The following is a 19,800-nucleotide window of genomic DNA, read 5'->3' as shown; positions in this document are numbered from 1 at the left end:
TTTCGGGACGGGCCCGGCTGGGGAACAGCCCCGAAGGGCACGCGCAGCCGTGTCGTCCGTCCGCCGCCGATCCGCGCCCGGAGGCCCGCCATGCCCACCCCTGCTCCCGACCCCGTGCACCACCCGTACTTCGCCCGCTTCTACGCCCGCGCCAGCACGGCCGCCGAGTCCCGCGCCGGGATCGGCGCCCTGCGCCGCGAGCTCCTGCACGGTGCGTCGGGCCGCGTCATCGAGATCGGCGCGGGCAACGGCCTGAACTTCGCGCACTACCCGCCCGCCGTCTCCGAGGTCGTCGCCATCGAGCCGGAGCGCACCCTGCGCCGGCTCGCCGCCGCGGCCGCGCTGCGCGCCGACGTTCCGGTGGACCTCGTCCCGGGGGTCGCCGAGGCGCTCCCCGTCAAGAGCGAGGCCTTCGACGTCGCCGTCGCCTCGCTGGTGCTGTGCACCGTACGCAACCTGCCGCGCACCCTCGCCGAACTCCACCGGGTGCTCCGCCCGGGTGCCGAGCTGCGCTTCCTGGAACACGGGCTCGCCCCGGGCCCGGGGATGGCCGCCGTCCAGCGGGCGCTCGACCGGACGGTGTGGCCGCGCCTGTTCGGCGGCTGCCACACCGCGCGCGATCCGCTCGCCGCGGTGGAGGCGGCCGGTTTCCGGATCGTCTCGCACCGTTCCTTCCGCCTGCCCGAACGCGGACCGGCCCTGCCCACCTCGTACTGCGTCATCGGCTCGGCCCGCCGGCTGGACGACTGATACCGCAGCCGCTCCGTCCGGGCTGTGCGGCAGGTGACCGCCCGCGCCCGCTCGCCCAAAAGGACGCGCCACCTCCTTTGCCTTTCCTTTACCATGTGATCGACGGTTCCTTCCCCGATCGCATACGAAAGGTGTGAGCCTGCGCCCATGGGCGAGCCTCCCCGTTCCCGACCTCCCGCCACGCGACACCGCGCGGCCCCCCTCCTCCTGACCGACCATGGGACGGAGGTGAACGACCGATGACCGAGGTACTCCTGCTCGTCGTGGCGCTGCTGCTCTGTCTCGCCTGCGGAGTCTTCGTCGCGGCCGAGTTCTCGCTGACCACCGTGGAGCGCAGCGAACTCGAACGGGCCGTCGAGCGGGGCGAGCGGGGGGCCGACAGCGCCCTGGCCGCCGTCCGCACCCTCACCTTCCAGCTCTCGGGCGCCCAGCTCGGCATCACCGTGACCGGCCTGGTCATCGGCATGATCTCCAAGCCCTCCATCGCCGCCCTGCTGACCGGCCCGTTCGAGGACATGGGCCTGTCGGCCGGCGCCGCGTCCTCCACGGCCCTGGTCCTCGGCACCGTCGTGTCGACGGTCGTGCTGATGGTGGTCGGCGAACTGGTCCCCAAGAACTGGGCGATCTCCTCGCCGCTGGCGATCGCCAAGCGCGTGGCGACCATGCAGCGGGTCTTCGCCCGCGCGTTCAAACCGCTGATCAGCCACTTGAACACGACGGCCAACCACATGGTCCGGCGCTTCGGCATGGAGCCCGCCGAGGAGCTGGCCTCCGCCCGCAGCCCCCAGGAGCTGGTGGCCCTGGCGCGGCACTCCGCCAAGGCCGGCGCGCTGGAGCAGGACACCGCCGAGCTGTTCGTGCGGACCCTGAACCTCGCCGACCTGATCGCGGAGAACGTGATGACCCCGCGCGTCCAGGTCACCGCCCTGGACGTGCAGACCACCGCCGAGGACGTGGCCAACGCGACCATGGCCACCGGCCTGTCGCGCTTCCCCGTCTACCGGGGCAGCCTCGACACGGTCGTCGGCATCGTCCACATCAAGGACGTCCTGGCCCTGCCCGCCGAGGAGCGGCACCGCCATCCGGTGGCACAGCTGCTGCGCGAGCCGCTCCTCGTACCGGAGTCGCTGACCGTGGACCGGCTGCTGGATCGGCTGTCCGGCAAGCAGACGATGGCCGTGGTGATCGACGAGTACGGCGGCACGGCCGGAGTGGCCACCCTCGAGGACATCGTCGAGGAGGTCGTCGGCGAGGTGCGCGACGAGCACGACCCGCACGAGACCCCGGACCTGGCCCCGGCCGGCACGGACGAGGCGGGCCGCGCCCTGTACTCGGCCGACGGCGCCGCGCGCACCGACCAGCTCCGGCGGATCGGGCTGCGGGTGCCGGAGGGCCCGTACGAGACCCTCGCCGGGCTGATAGCGACCGAACTGGGCCGGATCCCGGCCGTCGGCGACCGTCTGGAGCTCGACGGCTGGTCCCTGGACGTGGTCGACGCCAGCGGGCGCCGGGCCGCCCGGGTGCTCCTGCACGAGCCGGCCGAAGCCGTCGGCGACGAAGCGGCGGAGGAGACCCGATGACCGCGATCCAGCTGCTGATCGGCCTGGCGACGCTGGTCGTCAACGCCTTCTTCGTCGGCGCGGAGTTCGCGCTGGTCTCGGTCCGGCGCAGCCAGATCGAGCCGTACGCCGAGCAGGACGACCGGCGCGCCCGCGCGGTGCTGTGGGGCCTGGAGCACGTATCGGCCCTGATGGCGGCGGCCCAGCTGGGCATCACCCTGTGCACCCTGGTGCTGGGCGTGGTGGCCGAGCCGGCCATCGCGCACCTGCTGAGCCCACTGCTCGACGCGGTCGGGGTGCCGTCCGGGGTGACGCACGCGATCTCCTTCGTGGTGGCGCTGGCCCTGGCCACCTACCTGCACATGCTGTTCGGCGAGATGGTGCCGAAGAACGTGGCCCTGGCCGAGCCGGTGCGCACCGCGCTGGCGCTGGGGCCGCCGCTGGTGGCCCTGACCCGGGCGCTGAAGCCGGTGATCTTCGCGATCAACGCCTTCGCCAACGCCCTGCTGCGGCTGCTGCGGGTGGACGTGAAGGACGAGGTCACGGCGACGTTCTCGGACGACGAGCTGGCCCGGATCGTGAAGGACTCCAGCGACGCGGGGCTCATCGACGACCGGGCGAGCGAGCGGCTGCACGACGCCCTCGAGCTGGGCCGCCGCCCCGTCGCCGATGTGGTGCTGCCCGTACACCGGGTCGTCACCGCCAGGCAGGGCGTCACCGCGGCGGAGCTGGAGGGGCTGTCGGCCCGGTCGGGGTACTCCCGCTTCCCGGTAGTCGACGGCCGGCAGCGGATCCTGGGGTACCTGCACGTGAAGGACGCGCTGGACGTGCTGGAGCGGGACGAGCCCTTCCCGCTGTCCACGCTGCGCCCGATCGCGCAGGTACGGGCGGAGACCCCGCTGGACGACGTGCTGACCGCGATGCGGCGCAGCCGAACGCACCTGGCCGCGGTCCTCGGTCCGGACGGGACGATGGCGGGCCTGGTGACGATGGAGGACGTGCTGCGCGAGCTGTTCGGCAAGCCCGCCTCGGCGTAGGACGCGCGCCTACCGCGCGGTAGCATCGCTCCGCCATGGAGATGAATGCGTCCTACACCAGTTTCGTCGCGGTCGGCGACTCCTTCACCGAGGGGATGTCCGACCTGCTTCCCGACGGCTCCTACCGGGGCTGGGCCGACCTGCTGGCCGCCCGGCTCGCCGCTCGCGAGCCGGGCTTCCGCTACGCGAACCTGGCGGTGCGCGGAAAGCTGATCGGACAGATCGCCGAGGAGCAGGCCCCGGCCGCCGCCGCGATGGGCGCGGACCTGGTGACCCTGGTGGGCGGGCTCAACGACGCACTGCGCCCCAAGGTGGACATGGGGCGGGTCAGGGCTCATCTGGAGAGCGCGGTGGAACTCCTGGCGCCTTCCTGCAAGCACCTGGTCCTGATGCGCTCGCCCGGCCGCAACGGGCCGGTGATGGAACGCTTCCGGCCGCGCATGGAGGAGCTCTTCGGCATCCTCGAAGAGCTCGCCGCGCGGCACGGGGCGCTGCTGGTGGACCTGTACGGGGCTCCCGCGCTCGCGGACCCGCGCCTGTGGGACGTCGACCGGCTGCACCTGACGGCGGAGGGGCACCGCAGGGTGGCGGAGGCCGTCTGGCAGACTCTCGGGCTGCCCGCCGAGGAGGACTGGCGGGTGCCCCTGGCGCCCGCGGCGCCCCCGGGGTGGCCCGTGCGGCGGGCCGAGGACCTGCGTTTCGCCCGGCAGCACCTGCTGCCGTGGATCGGGCGCCGGCTGACGGGCCGCTCGTCCGGGGACGGACGCCCCGCCAAGCGGCCGGAGCTGCTGCCGTACGGCACACCGCCGCACTCGTAGCAAGCCACAATCCCCGGGGCAGCCCCTACCTGCGTAAACGCACAGCCGCACCCCAAGTAGAATCCCTACACGTGACAGCCAAGCCCCGCATCCCCAATGTCCTGGCCGGCCGCTACGCCTCCGCGGAGCTCGCCGTCCTGTGGTCCCCCGAGTACAAGGTCACGCTGGAGCGGCGGCTGTGGCTCGCCGTGCTGCGCGCCCAGAAGGACCTCGGCATCGAGGTCCCCGACGCCGCCCTCGCCGACTACGAGCGCGTCCTGGAGACCGTCGACCTCGCCTCCATCGCCGAGCGCGAGAAGGTCACCCGGCACGACGTGAAGGCCCGGATCGAGGAGTTCAACGCCCTCGCCGGCCACGAGCACGTGCACAAGGGCATGACCTCCCGCGACCTCACCGAGAACGTCGAGCAGCTGCAGATCCGGCTCTCGCTGGAACTCGCCCGGGACCGCACGGTCGCCGTCCTGGCCCGCCTCGGCAAGCTCGCCGGCGAGCACGCCGAGCTGGTCATGGCCGGCCGCTCCCACAACGTGGCCGCGCAGGCGACCACCCTGGGCAAGCGCTTCGCGACCGCCGCCGACGAGCTGCTGGTGGCCTACGACCGCCTGCAGAACCTCCTCGAGCGCTACCCGCTGCGCGGGATCAAGGGCCCGGTCGGCACCGCCCAGGACATGCTCGACCTGCTGGGCGGCGACGCCGCCAAGCTGGCCGACCTGGAGCAGCGGATCGCCTCCCACCTCGGCTTCTCGCAGGCGTTCACCTCCGTCGGCCAGGTCTACCCGCGCTCGCTCGACTATGACGTGGTCACCGCCCTGGTGCAGCTGGCGGCCGCCCCCTCCTCCATCGCCAAGACGATCCGCCTGATGGCCGGCCACGAGTTGGTCACCGAGGGCTTCAAGCCCGGCCAGGTCGGCTCCTCCGCGATGCCGCACAAGATGAACACCCGCTCCTGCGAGCGCGTGAACGGCCTGATGGTCATCCTGCGCGGCTACGCCTCGATGACGGCCGAGCTGGCCGGCGACCAGTGGAACGAGGGCGACGTCTCCTGCTCGGTCGTGCGCCGGGTGGCGCTGCCCGACGCGTTCTTCGCCTTCGACGGCCTGCTGGAGACCTTCCTCACGGTCCTCGACGAGTTCGGCGCCTTCCCCGCCGTCGTGGCCCGCGAGCTGGACCGCTACCTGCCCTTCCTCGCCACCACCAAGGTGCTGATGGGCGCGGTGCGTGCGGGTGTGGGCCGCGAGGCCGCGCACGAGGTCATCAAGGAGCACGCCGTCGCCTCCGCCCTGGCCATGCGCGAGCAGGGCGCCGAGCGCAACGAGCTGCTGGACAAGCTGGCGGCCGACGAGCGGATGCCGCTGGACCGTGCGCAGCTGGACGCCCTCATGGCCGACAAGCTCTCCTTCACGGGTGCCGCGGGCGACCAGGTGGCCGCCGTGGTCTCGCGTATCGAGGCCATCGCCAAGGAGCACCCGGAGGCCGCCGGCTACGCTCCCGGGTCGATCCTCTGACCCCCGAAGAGCTCGAAGCCGCCCGCGGCCGCGTCGTCCCGGACGTGGTCGCGGGCGGTCTGCGCGTGCTGTTCTGCGGGATCAACCCGGGCCTCCTCTCCGCCGCGACGGGCCACCACTTCGCCCGCCCCGGCAACCGCTTCTGGCCGGTCCTGCACCTGTCGGGTTTCACCCCCCGCAGGCTCGCCCCCGCGGAGCAGGAGGAGCTGCTGACCTACCGCCTCGGCATCACCAACGTCGTCGCCCGGGCCACCGCCCGTGCCGACGAGCTGAGCGCCGAGGAGTTCCTCGAGGGCGGCCGGATCCTGACCGCGAAGGTGGAGCTCCTGCGCCCCCAGTGGCTGGCCGTGGTCGGCGTGACCGCGTACCGCACGGCCTTCGGCGAGCGCAAGGCCGTGATCGGCCCTCAGGAGCGCACCATCGGCAACACCCGTATCTGGGCCCTGCCCAACCCCAGCGGCCTGAACGCCCACTGGACGGCCGCGTCCATGGCGGAGGAGTTCGCCCGCCTGCGGGCGGCCGCGGAGTCCGGCGGCGTCTGAGGCGCGCCGCCTGCTACGGCGGGTCGACCACGGTGACCCCTGCCAGCAGCATGAAGGGGAACTCCTTGTCCCACTGCGCCACGCACATCAGCAGCCACTGCTCCTCGACCCGCCACAGGTGCACGTGGTCGGTGGTGTTGCACAGCTCGTTCCACGGCTCCGGTATCTCCTCCCCGTCGAACCCCCGGTCCAGCAGCGACGCCAGTCCGAAGACCTGCGGCGGTCCCCACCGGTCGGTCAGGGCCTGGGTGAGCGCCCCGTACTCGGCACTGATCTGATCGGCCGCCTCCTCCCGGCCGGAACCGTCGTCGTCCCAGAAGTCCCGGGTCCGGCTGAGCTGGACGAGGCGGTACCCCGGGCCGCTGCTCTGATCGCCGGACACAGCCGGCTCGGGCGGGAATCCCTGCGCCCGGAGCCGGTCGATCGTCTCGAGGTGCTCTGCCGTGGTCATGCCGTCAGTATCGGCCGGGGCACTGACAACTGGCCCGGCGTCACGCGTCGCGCCGCCGTACGGCCAGCCAGCCCGCCCCCAGGGCGACGAGGGCCCACAGCGCGGTCACCGCGAGCCCGCTCCACGGACCGAGCGAGCCCTCCGCGTGGGTCCGCATCACCAGCTGGCCCGCCCGGTCGGGCATGAACTGCATGGCCCCGCCCACGACCTGGCCCACCACGAAGGGCAGGATCAGCAGGAAGGGTATGAGCAGGCTCATCACCAGGGTGCCGCTGCGCACCAGCGCGGTCAGGCCGGCCGACAACAGGGCGATCAGGGTCAGGTAGATCCCGCTGCCGAAGACGGCGCGCAGTGCCCCGGGGTCGCCCAGGGAGAGGCCGTACTCCCCCATGAGCGCCTGCCCGGCCACGAAGGTGACGAGACCGGTGATCTGCCCGACCACGAAGGCGAGTCCGGCCACGGCGGCGGCCTTGGACAGGTAGAGCCGGGTCCGGTTGGGTACGGCGGTCAGCGACACCCGCAGGGCTCCGCCACGGAACTCCCCTGCGAAGGCGGTCGCGCCGAAGGCGATGGCCGCTATCTGACCGAAGTTGATTCCGAAGAAGGCCCCGAGCAGACGGTCCTCGCCGAGGGCGCCGGGCTCCGAGGTCCCGATCGCGGCGGCGGTGAGCACCGTGATGCCGACGGTGGCCGCGAAGACGGTTATCAGCGATCCGAGGACCGCGCGGGCGGACCGTATCTTGATCCATTCCGAGTGCAGGACGGGGACGGTGGGCAGGGCTGCGGCGGTCACGTCGGTGGCTCCCATCGGGTTCAGGCGGCGGTGGCGGAGAAGGGGGTGCGGTCGGCGGTCAGTTCGAGGTAGGCCTGCTCCAGTGAGGCCCGCTCGTCGGCGAGTTCCAGTACGGCGATGCCCTCTCGGGCTGCGAGGGTCCCGACCCGTTCGGCGCGTATGCCCTCGACGGTCCAGCGCCCGTCCCCCGCGTCGGCCAGGTCCAGGCCCTCGCGGGCCAGGGCGGACGCCAACCGGTCCGGGTCCGGGGTCCGCAGCCGCACCCGGGGCGTGCTGCGGGCGTCGATGAACTCCTCCAGCGAGCTGTCGGCGAGCAGCCGGCCCTGCCCGAGCACGACGAGGTGGTCGACGAAGGAGGCGGATTCGGCCATGAGGTGGCTGGAGACGAAGACCGTGCGCCCTTCGGCGGCAAGGCCGCGCATCAGCTCACGGATCCATATGATCCCCTCCGGGTCGAGGCCGTTGGTCGGCTCGTCCAGGAGCAGGACGCCCGGGTCCCCCAGCAGTGCGGCGGCTATGCCCAGGCGCTGGCGCATGCCGAGTGAGAAGGTGCCGATCCGGCGGCGGGCGACCGCCGCGAGGCCGGCCTGCTCGAGGACCGCGTCGACCCGGGCGGGCGGGATGCCGTTGCTGACGGCGAGGGCGAGGAGGTGGTCGCGGGCCTTCCGTCCGGCGTGGGCCGCCTGTGGGTCGAGGAGCGCGCCCACCTGGCGCAGCGGCCTGCGCAGGTCGGTGAACCGGCTTCCGGCGATGGTGGCCCTGCCGGAGGACGGCCGGTCCAGGCCGAGGATCAGGCGCATGGTGGTGGACTTGCCGGCGCCGTTGGGTCCCAGGAATCCGGTGACCCTGCCCGGCATGACGTCGAAGGTGAGGTGGTCCACGACCCGGTGGGGGCCGTGGGACTTGGTCAGTTCGCGGATCTCGATGCGGTTCATGACTCAAGATTCGCCGTCCGGCCCCGCCCCTTCCCTCCCCCGCGCGGGGGTGCCGTCTCCCCCACGTGGGGGAGACGGCCCCGGGTCCTCCCCTGCCACGATGGGAGGCATGATCCGACTTCTCCGTGCCCCGTTGCGGCCGGTGACGTACTCGCGCTGGCTGCACTTGTGCGTCCCGCTGCTGCTGCTCGCCCTGTGGATGTTCATCCACCCGTCCTCGCCGTGGATGCCGCTGCTGATCGTCATACCTTTCGGGTTCGTCCCGTGGGTGCGGCTGGCGGAGGGGCTCCAGGCCCAGTTCCTGCTCACTCCGCAGGACCGGGGCAGCGACGACAGCCTCATCGGCACGGCTCCGTCGGCGCGCTGGGCGGACCGGTGGCGGACCGTGTTGTGGCTGGAGATACGGCTGCTCGTGGCCGGCGCGGCCATGTTCGCCACTGTCTGGCTCCCGGTCACGGCCGCGGAGCTGACCGCGATCGCGCTCGGGCACCCCTTGAACTCCGACCCCATGGTCCCCTTCGTGCTGGAGCGCTGGGCCGCGGCCCTGCTCGCTCCCGTGCCGCTGGTCGTGCTGGTCGTCGTCGTGGTGCTGCTCGGCGAACTGATCACCGCCATAGCGCGGCGTCTGCTGGGGCCGTCCGCCGCCGAGCGGCTGACCGCGCTGGAGGCGCGTACGGAACAGCTGCTGGAGCGGACCCGGATCGCGCGGGAGCTGCACGACTCCATCGGGCACGCCCTGACGGTGGCGGTGGTGCAGGCGGGTGCGGCGAGGGCGGCCGGCGACCCGGAGTTCACCGACCGCGCGCTGAAGGCGATCGAGGAGACGGGCCGGGCGGCGCTGGAGGACCTGGACCGGGTCCTGATGGTGCTGCGGGAGTCGGGGCAGCCACCGTCGCAGCGGCCGACGCTCGTGGAGGCGGACCGGCTGCTGGAGTCGGCCCGCGCCTCGGGTGCGGCGGTGGACGCGCAACTGACGGGGCCGCTGGAGAAGTTGCCCGGCCCCGTCACCCGGGAGGGGTACCGGATCCTGCAGGAGGCGCTGACCAACGTGCTGCGCCACTGCGGTCCCGTCCCCATCCGTGTGCGGATCGACATGGGCGCCGGCCGACTGGATCTGGAGGTGACGAATCCACTGCCGGTGTCCCCGGCCGTCACGACGGGCCGCGGGAGCGGGCTTCGCGGTATGCGGGAGCGGGCCGCACTGCTCGGCGGCGAGGCCGAAACGGGCCCGCACAAGGGCGGTTGGCGGGTGCGCGCGCGGCTTCCGCTGGAGCGAATACCCTGACCGGATGCCGGTTACCGTACTGCTCGTCGACGACGAACCCCTGGTGCGCGCGGGTCTGCGCGCCGTCCTGGAGGCCCAGCCCGACATCGAGGTGGTGGGCGAGGCCGCGGACGGGGCGTCCGTCATCCCCCTCGTGCGCCAACTGCGGCCGCACGTCGTGGCGATGGACGTGCGCATGCCGCTGCTCGACGGGATCGAGGCGACCCGGGCGGTCCTGCGGTCGGTGGACTCCCCGCCGAAGATCCTGGTGGTCACGACCTTCGAGAACGACGAGTACGTCTACCAGGCCCTGCGCGCCGGAGCCGACGGCTTCCTGCTCAAGCGGGCCCGGCCCTCGGAGATCGTGCACGCGGTGCGGCTCGTGGCGGAGGGCGAGAGCCTGCTCTTTCCCGCCGCCGTGCGGGCCCTCGCCGCCGAGTACGGGAACCGGGAGGCCCGCGCGGTGCTGGAGCGGGCCGCGCTGACCGAGCGCGAGGAGGCAGTGCTGCGCCTCATGACGCGGGGGCTGACCAACGTGGAGATCGCCCGTGAGCTGATCGTCGGCACGGAGACCGTGAAGTCTCACGTCAGCGCGGTCCTGGGCAAGCTGGGGGCGCGCGACCGGACCCAGGCGGTGATCACGGCGTACGAGTCCGGATTCGTCTCGCCCGCCTGAGCCGGGGAGCCGTTCTCCGCTCACGGGGGGCCGCTTCTCGCCGCCGCGGCGGGGGCGCAGTACGATCCGGCTGACAGGGTCGTTAGCTGGGAGGACACACGTTGGGGCAGCTGACCGGCGGGGATCCCTCTCTGCTCCGGCGCATCAATTCGGCCGTGGTGCTGCGCGCACTGCGGGCGGCCGAATCGCCGAGCCTCACCGACCTCACGCGGGTGACCGGGCTCTCCCGGCCGACCGTCGAGGGGGTCGTGGAGGGGCTGATGGGCACCGGGCTGGTGGTCGAGGCGGTCGCCGAGGAAGGCGCCCGGCGGCAGGGCCGGCCCGCCCGAAGGTTCCGCTTCCGCGCCGAGGCGGGGCATCTGCTCGGCATCGAGATCGGCTCGCACCGGATCGCCGTACTGCTGTCGGGACTCGACGGCCGGGTCATCGGAGCCGGCACCAAGGACGTCGCCGAGACGGCCTCGGCCGATGAGCGCCTGGAGCGTGTGCGGGCGGCGGTCGCCGATCTGCTGCGCCGGGCCGGTATCCCGCGTGACTCCCTGCGGGCGGTCGGGGTCGGCAGCCCGGGCATCGTGGAGGCCGACGGAACGGTTCGCCTCGGTACGGCCCTGCCCGGCTGGACGGGACTGCCGCTGGGCGAGCGGCTGCGGCGCTCGTTCCGCTGTCCCGTCCAGGTGGAGAACGACGCCAACGCGGCGGCGGTCGCCGAACACTGGAAGGGCGCCGCGCGCGACACCGACGACATGGTGTTCGTGATGGCCGGGCTCAGCCCGGGCGCCGGTTCGCTGATCGGCGGCAGGCTGCACCGGGGCTTCGGCGGCGCGGCGGGCGAGATCGGCGCACTGCACCTGCTCGGACGGGAGGCAACCCCCGAGCGGCTGCTGTCGACGACCGGCGAACCCCTCCACCCGCTGGACGAACCGGCGGTCGCCGAGGTGTTCGCGATGGCCAAGCGGGGCGACGAGCGCGCGGTGGCCGCGGTGGAACGATTCCTCCAGCGGCTCGTGCACGACGTGGCGGCGCTGGTGCTGGCGATGGATCCGGAGCTCGTGGTCGTGGGCGGCTGGGCGGCCGGCCTGGACGGGGTCCTGGACCCCCTGCGCCGGGAACTGGAGCGCTACTGCCTGCGCCCGCCGCGGGTGGCGCTGTCCCTGCTCGGCGAAGCCGCCGTGGCCACGGGCGCCCTGCGTCTCGCGCTGGACCACGTCGAGGAGGAACTGTTCGCGGTGGAGAAGACGGTCACCGCCCGCCGCTGACCCCCGGGGCGGGCGCGGGCCGCCGGAGGTGGCCCGGGCGGCCGAGCCGAACCCCCGGGATCGCACCGGCCCCGCTCCCCGCCTGCCCGGCGACCTCCCGGCCGCGCTCCCGCCCGTACGCGTCGGCGCCCGACCGCCGAGCCGGCCCCGCTCCCGCCTGTACGGGTCGACGCCCGACCGCCGCCCTCCCGGCGGCGCCACTCCGACCGGGGACATCCCGGCCGGTCGCCTACCGGCCCGCCGCTTTCCGGCGCGGGCCCCCTGCGCTCCGGCGGCGTCCTGCCCGCCGCATTCCGCCGTCGCATACCGGCCCGCCGCTTTCCGGCCGGCCCGGCGCTTTCCGGCCGGTCGGATGCCGGCCCGCGGCTTTCCGGCCGGTCGCCGTTCGGCGGGCCGCATGCCGGCCCGCCGCATTCCCGCCGTCGCATTCCGGCCCGGCGCGTTCCGCCCGGCGGCGGCCCGTCGCCGGGAGACCGCCGGCCGGGTCGGGGCAGCGGAAACCCCGGGGCCCGTAGGGCGCCCGGGGTTGCGCCGGCGTGCCGGGTCAGGACGCGGCGCGGGTTTCCGTGATCTCCACGCCGGAGTCGCCGAAGGTCAGGCGGCAGGTGTCGGCGCGGTACGTGGCCACCGAGACGGCGGCGGTGCCCGCGGCGGTGAAGTAGCGGGTGGTCACCAGGAGCACGGGCGCGCCGGGCAGCCGGTCCAGCTCCTTGGCGTCGTCGGCCCGGGCGGAGCCCAGCTCGACCGACCGGTCCTGCCCCTCCAGCGAGAGCCGCTGGAGCTCCCGCAGCACGGCCCGCGCCCGGGCGGGCCCGGCCGGGGCGTCGATGGCGGAGAGCCCGGGCACGGAGGCGGCGGGCACGTACAGCAGCTCGGCGGCGACGGCCTGGCCCTGGGTGACGCGGGTCCGGCGCACGGTGTGCACGGGCCGACCGGCTTCGGTTCCCAGGAGCGCGAGCACGGCTGCGGCGGGCACGGCCTCGACCGCGTCGACCGCCTCCCAGCCGTCGACGCCCTCGCCGGGCCAGCCGTGCTGGGCGTTTCCGACGGCCACGCCCACGCGCGGCGGGGCGACGGTGGTGCCGACTCCGCGGCGGCGCTGGAGGCGGCCTTCGAGTTCCAGCTGCTCCAGGGCCTGCCGCAGGGTGGCGCGGGCGACTCCGAAGCGCGCGGCGAGCTCACGCTCGTTCGGGAGGATCTCACCGACCGCGAAGTCCTGGTCCAGCGCGTCGCTGAGCACGGTCTTCAGGTGCCAGTACTTCGGCTCCGGCACCGATTCGAGCTGCGTCGTCCCCACCCTGACTCCTCCTGCAATCGCCGCTGTCACCGTGTCCGGCATCGCCGTGTTCCAGCGGCGTTTCCGCGCCGCAGTTCCGCGCCCTTGTTTATTAAAGGTTCCTGCACTATCCGCGACGATAGGACGGTGCACCCCCTTGGTCAAGACCAATCCTGGCCGCTTTGCCGGGCAGATCGGGCATATGTAGCAAGCCGTTCACAGGATGTTCTCGCTCGGCACCCGCACGTCGTGCGCGCTTCGCGAGGACGTCGCCCGAGCTGTACGAGGGCTTGTAGCCGGGGGCTACCGGGCGGTAATCATGGAGCCAGTCGTTACTGACGGCCTGTCTCACACGCGTCCACCCGACGAGGAGCAGCATGACCGCCACGGTCTCCTTCACGATCGATTCGCCGCTGGGCCCCCGCACCGCCACCGTCGCCTACGAACGCAAGGGCGCCGGCGAACCGCTTCTCCTGCTCCACGGCATCGGCCACCACCTCCAGGCCTGGCACCCGGTGACCGGCATCCTGGCCGCCGGCCACGACGTCATCGCCGTCGACCTCCCGGGCTTCGGCGCCTCCGGGCCGCTGCCCGCGGGCGTCCCGTACGACCTCGCCACCGTCACCCCGGCCCTCGGAGCGCTCTGCGCGGCGCTCGGCGTCGAGCGCCCGCACGTCGCGGGCAACTCCCTCGGCGGGCTGCTCGCCCTGGAGATGGGGCGCAGCGGTCTCGCCCGCTCGGTCACCGCCCTCTCCCCCGCCGGGTTCTGGACGGAGTCCGAACGGCGCTACGCCTTCACCGCGTTGCGCGCGATGCGCGCCGGGGCCAGGACGCTGCCCGTGTCCACCCTGGAGCGGCTCTCGCGCAGCGGTCCCGGCCGGGCCGCCCTCACCGGCACGATCTACGCCCGCCCGGCCCTCCGCGCCCCGGCGGCAGTGGTAGCCGAGACGCTCGCCCTGCGGCAGGCCACCGGCTTCGAGCAGACGCTGGCCGCGGGCGGCTCCGTACGCTTCACCGGCGACCTGCCCGGACTGCCCGTCACCATCGCCTGGGGCGAGCACGACCGGCTGCTCCTGCGCCGCCAGGGCCTCCGGGCCAAGCGCACACTCCCCGGAGCCCGCCTGGTCCGGCTCCCGGGCTGCGGCCACGTGCCGATGAACGACGACCCGGCGCTGGTGGCACGCGTCATCCTGGACACGGCGGCTTCGGCAACCGGGTACCCCGCCTGACCGGCCGGCGGCTGTTCATCCGCGGTTCGCGTGGGCGACGCGGTCGGTCCCGTGTGCGACGGCACACTGGTCCGGCCCGCCCCCGCCGGCCCCTGGAGACGCACCCATGGCACCGATGCCGCACACCCGACGGACCCTGCTCGGCGGCTCCCTGGCCGTCCCGCTGGGCCTGGCCCTGTCCACGGCGCCGGCCGCGCCCGCCCGGGCCTCGTCCCGCCGCGCCCCCGGGTTCGTCCGAGCCGGCCGGCCGGCCGCGCTCTGGGGGATCCAGTCGGGGGAGATCACCCCGCACTCGGCCACCGTCTGGACCCGCTCCGACCGGCCCGCCCGGATGTACGTCGAGACCTCCCCGAGCGAGTCGTTCCGCTACGGCGTGCGCCGCCACGGCGGTCCCTTCCTCGGCCCCGCCACCGACCACACCGGCACCACAACCCTGCGCGACCTGCCGCCCGGCCGGCTCGTCCACTACCGGGTCGTGCTCACCGACCCCGACGACCCGCGCCGCTCCGGCGAGCCGGTGCGCGGCAGCTTCCGCACGACTCCCGTCTCCCGCGGCCAGGACGTGCGCTTCCTGTGGTCGGGGGACCTGGCGGGCCAGGGCTGGGGCATCAACCCGGAACTGGGCGGATACCGCGTCTTCGACGAGATGCGGCTGCGCGAGCCCGACTTCTTCCTCTTCAGCGGGGACACGGTCTACGCCGACGGACCCGTCAGGGCGGCCGTGCCGCTGCCCGACGGCCGCGTCTGGCACAACGTCACCACCGAGGAGAAGTCCAAGGTGGCCGAGACGCTGGCGGAGTTCCGCGGGAACTTCCGCTACAACCTGCTCGATCACAACCTGCGCGACTTCTACGCCCGGGTCCCCGTCCTCGCCCAGTGGGACGACCACGAGGTGCGCAACAACTGGTACCCGGGGCAGCTGCTCGACGACCCGCGCTACACCGTCAAGGACGTCGACACCCTGGCCGCCCGCGCCCGTCAGGCGTTCGGGGAGTACTTCCCGGTCACGGATCTGCGGGGCGGACGCGCCGAGGGGCGGATGTACCGGGTGCTGCGGCACGGCCCGCTGCTCGACGTGTTCGTCCTGGACATGCGCGCCCACCGCGACGCCAACTCGCCGGGCCGGCAGACCGAGGACCCGGTCGGCATCCTCGGTGCAGAGCAGCTGGCGTGGCTGAAGCGGGAGCTCTCGCGCTCCCGGGCCACCTGGAAGGTCATCGCCGCCGACATGCCGCTGGGGGTCGTCGTCCCGGACGGGTCGGTGGACTTCGAGGCGGTTGCCCAGGGTGATCCGGGGGCGCCGTTGGGACGCGAGCTCCAGATCGCCGACCTCCTGCGCCACATCAAGCACCGGCACGTCACGGGCACCCTCTGGCTCACGGCCGACGTCCACTACACCGCCGCCCACCACTACGCGCCGGAGCGCGCCGCCTTCCCGGACTTCGCGCCGTTCTGGGAGTTCGTCTCCGGGCCGATCGGCGCGGGCGGTTTCCCGGCCGGCCGGCTCGACGCCACCTTCGGGCCGCGCGCGGAGTTCGTCCGGTCGGCGCCGGTCGCCAACATGTCCCCGGCCGAGCACCCCCCGTACTACGGCGAGGTCGAGATCGACGGCGGCAGCGGGGAGCTGACCGTCCGGCTGCGCCGCCAGGGAGGCGGCGTCCTGTTCACGAAGGTCCTCCAGCCGGGGCGCGTCGGGCAGGCATGAGCGGGGCGGCCGCGCCGAACGTCCCCGCCTCGGCCCGCGGGCCGTGTCGTGGCGAAAATCCGCCGGTAAACCCGGCGAAACCGGCCAGACGGACACTTAACCAGTCGGTCACAGGCCGTTCGTGATCACGCAACACCCCCGGGCGACAGTGGGATGCATGACTGACCGTAACCCTGCCTCGCCCGCCCAGCGCCCCCACCGCCACCACTGGCGCCGGGACCTCGTCGAACTCGCCGCCCTCTTCTGCGCCGTCGCGGTCGCCGACGGCATCGCCAATCTCGTCGCGCACGGCCCGGACGGCCCGGTCCTGCTGGTCGCGTCGGCCGTCGCGCTCCTGGTCACGGCGGCCTTCCACACCTGGTGGGCGCGCCGGCACAGCCATGCGCCGCCTCCCGCGGGCAAGGCCCCCTCCGATCCGCACCCCGCCACGGCGACGGCGCCCGCCGATCCCGCGCTGTGGCGGATGCGGACCACCGTGCGCGACGAGCCCGGCAGCCTGGCCTCGCTCTGCACCGCGCTCGCCCGCGAAGGCGTCGACATCCTGACCCTCCAGACCCACCCCCTGCCCGAGGGCGGCACGGTCGACGAGTTCCTGCTGCGTTCCCCGCGCGAGCTCGCCTCCGCCCACCTGACCCGGGCCGTCGCCCACGCCGGCGGCCGCAGCACCTGGATCGAGCGGGCCGACGCCCACGACCTGGTGGACACCCCCACCCGGGTCCTGGGCCTGGCCACCCGCACCGCCCTGGACGCCGCCGAACTCCCCCTCGCGCTGCGCCAGCTGCTCGGCCGCTGCACCATCCAGTCGATCCCCGCCACCACCCTCTCGGGCCGCCCCAACGCGGGCGCCGACGCCCCCGTCGAGGGCGTCCTGGAGTCGACCGTGATGCGGTTGCGCGACCCGTCGGGCGGCGCGATCACAGTTGAGCGGCCTCACCTGCCCTTCACCCCGACCGAGTTCGCCCGCGCCCGTGCCCTCGTCGAGCTCGACGCGCGCCTCGGGCCGCGGGTCCCCCGGAGCCAGGACGTGCTGACCCTGCCCGAGGGCAACGAGATCACCGTGCGCCGCGCCGACGGCGGCGACCTCGAAGCCGCCCTCGCGATGCACGAGCGGTGCAGCCGGCGCACCCTCGGCCTGCGCTACCACGGCCCGGTCGCCGACGCCGACCGCTACCTCGGCCACCTGCTCAGCCCGCGCTTCGGCCGCACCCTCGCCGCGACCACCGCCTCCGGCAGGCTCGTCGCCCTCGGCCACCTGCTGTGGGACGGCGACGAGACCGAGATCGCGCTGCTCATCGAGGACGACTGGCAGCGCCGCGGCATCGGTTCGCAGCTGCTGCGCCGCCTCATCGCGATGGCCGTGGAGGCCGGGTGCGACAGCGTGTACGCCGTCACCCAGGCCTCCAACACCGGCATGGTCGCGGCGATGCGCGGTCTCGGCCTCCCCCTCGACTACCAGATCGAGGAGGGCACCCTGGTGATCACCGCCCGACTGGACGCGACCCCGGCCGTCTCACGCCCGCCGTACGAGGTCCCGAGCGCGCAGGCCCCGTACGGAAGCCGGCGCGACCCCCGTCACTGACCAACGGGCCGCGCCCCGACGCCCTATGGCCGCTCAGCCCCTCCGACAGGAGGCTGAGCGGTTATGGTGATGACGGGAGGGCCTTCCGCGTACGAAGATGTCCGCATGTCCGACACCCTCCACACCGACAGCGCAGCGCGTCTGCCCCGCCAGGTCGCCGACGCCTACGTCGACGACCTCATCGCTCTCGACCCGATCCAGGGCACCTACCTCGGCATCGCCGCCAGCTCGAGCAGGCTGCCCGACTACTCCCCCGCGGGCCGCGCCGCCCTCGGCGACCTGCTGCGCACCACGCTCGCCCGGCTGGACGCCGCCGAGCGGCTGCCCGGCGCCGACAGCGACGCCGAGCGCCGCTGCGCCCGGCTGCTGCGCGAGCGGCTGAACGCCGAACTCGCCGTCCACGAGGCCGACGAGGACCTGCGGGCCGTCAGCAACATCCACTCCCCCGCGCACGCCGTCCGCGAGGTCTTCACCCTCACCCCGGCCGACACCGAGGAGGACTGGGCGGCGATCGCCGAGCGGCTGCGCGCCGTGCCGGCCTGCTTCGCCGGCTACCGGGAGAGCCTCGCGCTCGGCCTGGAGCGCGGGCTGTACGGCAGTCCCCGCCCCACGGCCACCTTCGTGGAGCAGCTCACCACCTGGGCCGGGCAGGACGGCGGGGACTCCCGGGACTTCTTCGGCGAGTTCGCCGCCGTCGGCCCCGAGTCCCTGCGCGCGGAGCTGGACGCGGCGGCGGCCGCCGCGACGGCCGCCGTGGCCGAACTGCGTGACTGGATGCGGGACGTGTACGCACCGGCCGTCGCCGACGCGCCGGACCCGGTGGGCCGCGAGCGCTACGCCCGCTGGTCGCGGTACTTCAACGGAACGGACCTCGACCTGGACGAGGCGTACGCCTACGGCTGGTCCGAGTACCACCGGCTGCTCGCCGAGATGAAGACCGAGGCCGCCAAGATCCTGCCGGACGGCGGCGACCCGTGGGACGCCCTGCGGCACCTGGACGAGCACGGCACCCACATCGAGGGGGTCGAGGAGGTCCGCGCCTGGCTCCAGGGCCTGATGGACGAGGCCATCGAGAACCTCGACGGCACCCACTTCGACCTCGCCGAGCGGGTCAAGCGGGTCGAGTCGATGATCGCCCCGTCCGGCGGCGCGGCGGCCCCGTACTACACCAACCCCTCCGAGGACTTCTCCCGCCCGGGCCGCACCTGGCTGCCGACGATGGGCCAGACCCGCTTCCCCGTGTACGACCTGGTCTCCACCTGGTACCACGAGGGCGTTCCGGGCCACCACCTCCAGCTCGCACAGTGGACGCACGTCGCGGACCAGCTCTCCCGCTACCAGGCGAGCGTCGGGCTGGTCAGCGCCAACGCCGAGGGCTGGGCCCTGTACGCGGAGCGGCTCATGGACGAGCTGGGCTACCTCAAGGACGCCGAGCAGCGCCTGGGGTACCTGGACTGCCAGATGATGCGCGCCGCGCGGGTGATCGTGGACATCGGCATGCACCTGGGGCTGGAGATCCCGGCGGACTCGCCGTTCCACCCGGGCGAGCGCTGGACGGTCGACCTGGCGCAGGAGTTCTTCGGTCTGCACAGCGGCCGGCCGGCGGACTTCGTCGAGAGCGAGCTGACCCGCTACCTGTCGATGCCCGGGCAGGCCATCGGCTACAAGCTGGGTGAGCGGGCCTGGCTGCTGGGGCGCGACAACGCGCGGGCCGCGCACGGCGATTCCTTCGACCTGAAGGCGTGGCACATGGCGGCGCTGTCGCAGGGGTCGCTGGGCCTGGACGACCTGGTGGACGAGCTCTCGCGGCTCTGACCGCGCCCCGCACGCGACGACGGGCCGCCCGCTCCCCCACGGGGGCGGGCGGCCCGTCGGCTTCCGGCCTCGGCCGGTTCAGCAGCCGCAGTCGTCCGAGTCGGTGGGGGCGGTCAGCGGGTCGGCCTCGGCGCGCTGCTGCGAGCCCTGCCAGGTCTCGACCTCGAAGCCCTCGCGGATCCAGTACTCGATGCCGCCGAGCATCTCCTTGACCTGGAAGCCGAGTTCGGCGAGGGCCAGGGCGGAGCGGGCGCCGCCGTTGCAGCCGGGCCCCCAGCAGTAGGTGACGACGGGGACGTTCCGGTCGAGGAGCTTCTCGGCCTGCTCAGGGATCAGCGCGGTGGGCAGGTGGATCGCGCCGGGCACGTGGGCCTGGTCCCAGGAGGGGGTGGAGCGGGAGTCGACCAGCTGGAAGCCGAGGTCGGCGCCCTGCTCCCGGTGGGCCCTGAAGGCGGCGGCGACGTCCGACACGTCCGCGTGGAAGGCCAGGCTCGCGGCGAAGTACGCGGCCGCGGCGGCCGGTCGGGCCGGGGGAACCCGCAACACGGGGTTGGCGGTGGCGGGGGCGCCGGTCAGGTTCTGCGTCGTCGTCATGGCTCAAAATCTACGA

18 protein-coding genes are annotated in these 19,800 nt (G+C 73.7%); 13 read left to right on the top strand and 5 right to left on the bottom strand.

Translation table 11 applies throughout. The features are described 5' to 3' along the window. Nucleotides 1-90 precede the first annotated feature (90 nt). From ACZ501_RS15210 to mug, 6 genes are all read left to right on the top strand, one after another. Nucleotides 91-750, top strand: coding sequence for a class I SAM-dependent methyltransferase (locus tag ACZ501_RS15210; protein ID WP_361606303.1), 660 nt, complete (start codon nt 91-93; stop codon nt 748-750). 239 nt (nt 751-989) lie between these two features. Beyond that, entirely contained in the window at nt 990-2,330 is a 1,341-nt protein-coding gene (locus tag ACZ501_RS15205; RefSeq protein ID WP_361606300.1) for a hemolysin family protein, read from the top strand. Next, nucleotides 2,327-3,346: a hemolysin family protein gene (locus ACZ501_RS15200; RefSeq protein ID WP_468795636.1), complete on the top strand. Its 1,020-nt coding sequence runs from the start codon at nt 2,327-2,329 to the stop codon at nt 3,344-3,346. Before ACZ501_RS15205 ends, ACZ501_RS15200 begins: the two co-directional genes overlap by 4 nt. 35 nt (nt 3,347-3,381) lie before the next feature. Continuing rightward, nucleotides 3,382-4,164, top strand: coding sequence for an SGNH/GDSL hydrolase family protein (locus tag ACZ501_RS15195; protein ID WP_361606294.1), 783 nt, complete (start codon nt 3,382-3,384; stop codon nt 4,162-4,164). 71 nt (nt 4,165-4,235) lie between these two features. Then, the gene (purB, locus tag ACZ501_RS15190; protein ID WP_361606291.1) at nt 4,236-5,669 is read left to right on the top strand and encodes an adenylosuccinate lyase; all 1,434 of its coding nucleotides are present in this window, start codon (nt 4,236-4,238) and stop codon (nt 5,667-5,669) included. Continuing rightward, nucleotides 5,666-6,211 (top strand): G/U mismatch-specific DNA glycosylase, encoded by a 546-nt coding sequence (gene mug, locus ACZ501_RS15185; RefSeq protein ID WP_361606321.1) that lies wholly within the window; start codon nt 5,666-5,668, stop codon nt 6,209-6,211. Before purB ends, mug begins: the two co-directional genes overlap by 4 nt. Before the next feature lie 13 nt (nt 6,212-6,224). On the opposite strand, the gene ACZ501_RS15180 is transcribed toward mug, so the two are convergent. The 3 genes from ACZ501_RS15180 to ACZ501_RS15170 are packed head-to-tail and all read right to left on the bottom strand — an operon-like array spanning nt 6,225 to nt 8,390. After that, complete coding sequence (locus ACZ501_RS15180; protein WP_468795633.1) at nt 6,225-6,662, bottom strand: hypothetical protein; 438 nt, start codon at nt 6,660-6,662, stop codon at nt 6,225-6,227. A 40-nt stretch (nt 6,663-6,702) separates the two neighbouring features. Continuing rightward, nucleotides 6,703-7,455, bottom strand: coding sequence for an ABC transporter permease (locus ACZ501_RS15175; RefSeq protein WP_468795630.1), 753 nt, complete (start codon nt 7,453-7,455; stop codon nt 6,703-6,705). Nucleotides 7,456-7,475: 20 nt separating this feature from the next. Beyond that, nucleotides 7,476-8,390, bottom strand: coding sequence for an ATP-binding cassette domain-containing protein (locus ACZ501_RS15170; protein ID WP_468795627.1), 915 nt, complete (start codon nt 8,388-8,390; stop codon nt 7,476-7,478). Nucleotides 8,391-8,499: 109 nt separating this feature from the next. On the opposite strand from ACZ501_RS15170, the gene ACZ501_RS15165 reads away from it, so the two are divergent. From ACZ501_RS15165 to ACZ501_RS15155, 3 genes are all read left to right on the top strand, one after another. Beyond that, a complete protein-coding gene (locus ACZ501_RS15165) occupies nt 8,500-9,675 on the top strand; it encodes a sensor histidine kinase (RefSeq protein ID WP_361606279.1) in 1,176 nt (391 codons plus the stop codon). Between the two features lie 4 nt (nt 9,676-9,679). Next, a complete protein-coding gene (locus ACZ501_RS15160; protein ID WP_361606276.1) occupies nt 9,680-10,330 on the top strand; it encodes a response regulator transcription factor in 651 nt (216 codons plus the stop codon). Between the two features lie 101 nt (nt 10,331-10,431). Further along, the gene (locus ACZ501_RS15155) at nt 10,432-11,586 is read left to right on the top strand and encodes an ROK family transcriptional regulator (RefSeq protein WP_361606273.1); all 1,155 of its coding nucleotides are present in this window, start codon (nt 10,432-10,434) and stop codon (nt 11,584-11,586) included. Nucleotides 11,587-12,130: 544 nt separating this feature from the next. On the opposite strand, the gene ACZ501_RS15150 is transcribed toward ACZ501_RS15155, so the two are convergent. Beyond that, nucleotides 12,131-12,883 carry a GntR family transcriptional regulator gene (locus tag ACZ501_RS15150; protein WP_361610444.1) on the bottom strand — a complete coding sequence of 251 codons (753 nt, stop codon included), beginning with the start codon at nt 12,881-12,883 and terminating at the stop codon, nt 12,131-12,133. Nucleotides 12,884-13,239: 356 nt separating this feature from the next. Here ACZ501_RS15150 and ACZ501_RS15145 point away from each other — a divergent pair, with 356 nt between their 5' ends. The 4 genes from ACZ501_RS15145 to ACZ501_RS15130 all read left to right on the top strand — a co-directional run bounded on the left by ACZ501_RS15145 (nt 13,240) and on the right by ACZ501_RS15130 (nt 19,190). After that, the gene (locus ACZ501_RS15145; RefSeq protein WP_468795624.1) at nt 13,240-14,091 is read left to right on the top strand and encodes an alpha/beta fold hydrolase; all 852 of its coding nucleotides are present in this window, start codon (nt 13,240-13,242) and stop codon (nt 14,089-14,091) included. Nucleotides 14,092-14,206: 115 nt separating this feature from the next. Beyond that, nucleotides 14,207-15,796, top strand: coding sequence for an alkaline phosphatase D family protein (locus tag ACZ501_RS15140; protein ID WP_468796592.1), 1,590 nt, complete (start codon nt 14,207-14,209; stop codon nt 15,794-15,796). Between the two features lie 157 nt (nt 15,797-15,953). Continuing rightward, on the top strand, nt 15,954-17,375 hold the full coding sequence (locus tag ACZ501_RS15135; protein ID WP_468795621.1) for a GNAT family N-acetyltransferase: 1,422 nt from the start codon (nt 15,954-15,956) through the stop codon (nt 17,373-17,375). 105 nt (nt 17,376-17,480) lie between these two features. Further along, nucleotides 17,481-19,190 carry a DUF885 domain-containing protein gene (locus ACZ501_RS15130; RefSeq protein WP_468795618.1) on the top strand — a complete coding sequence of 570 codons (1,710 nt, stop codon included), beginning with the start codon at nt 17,481-17,483 and terminating at the stop codon, nt 19,188-19,190. A 78-nt stretch (nt 19,191-19,268) separates the two neighbouring features. Here the strand turns inward: ACZ501_RS15130 and ACZ501_RS15125 are convergent, their stop codons facing one another. Continuing rightward, the gene (locus ACZ501_RS15125; protein WP_468795615.1) at nt 19,269-19,784 is read right to left on the bottom strand and encodes a rhodanese-like domain-containing protein; all 516 of its coding nucleotides are present in this window, start codon (nt 19,782-19,784) and stop codon (nt 19,269-19,271) included. Nucleotides 19,785-19,800 lie beyond the last annotated feature (16 nt).

The sequence above is a fragment of the Streptomyces sp. NPDC034085 genome, from assembly GCF_055575555.1.
Note: the sequence above shows the minus strand (reverse complement) of the source record. Positions and strands in the feature narration are given on the sequence as shown.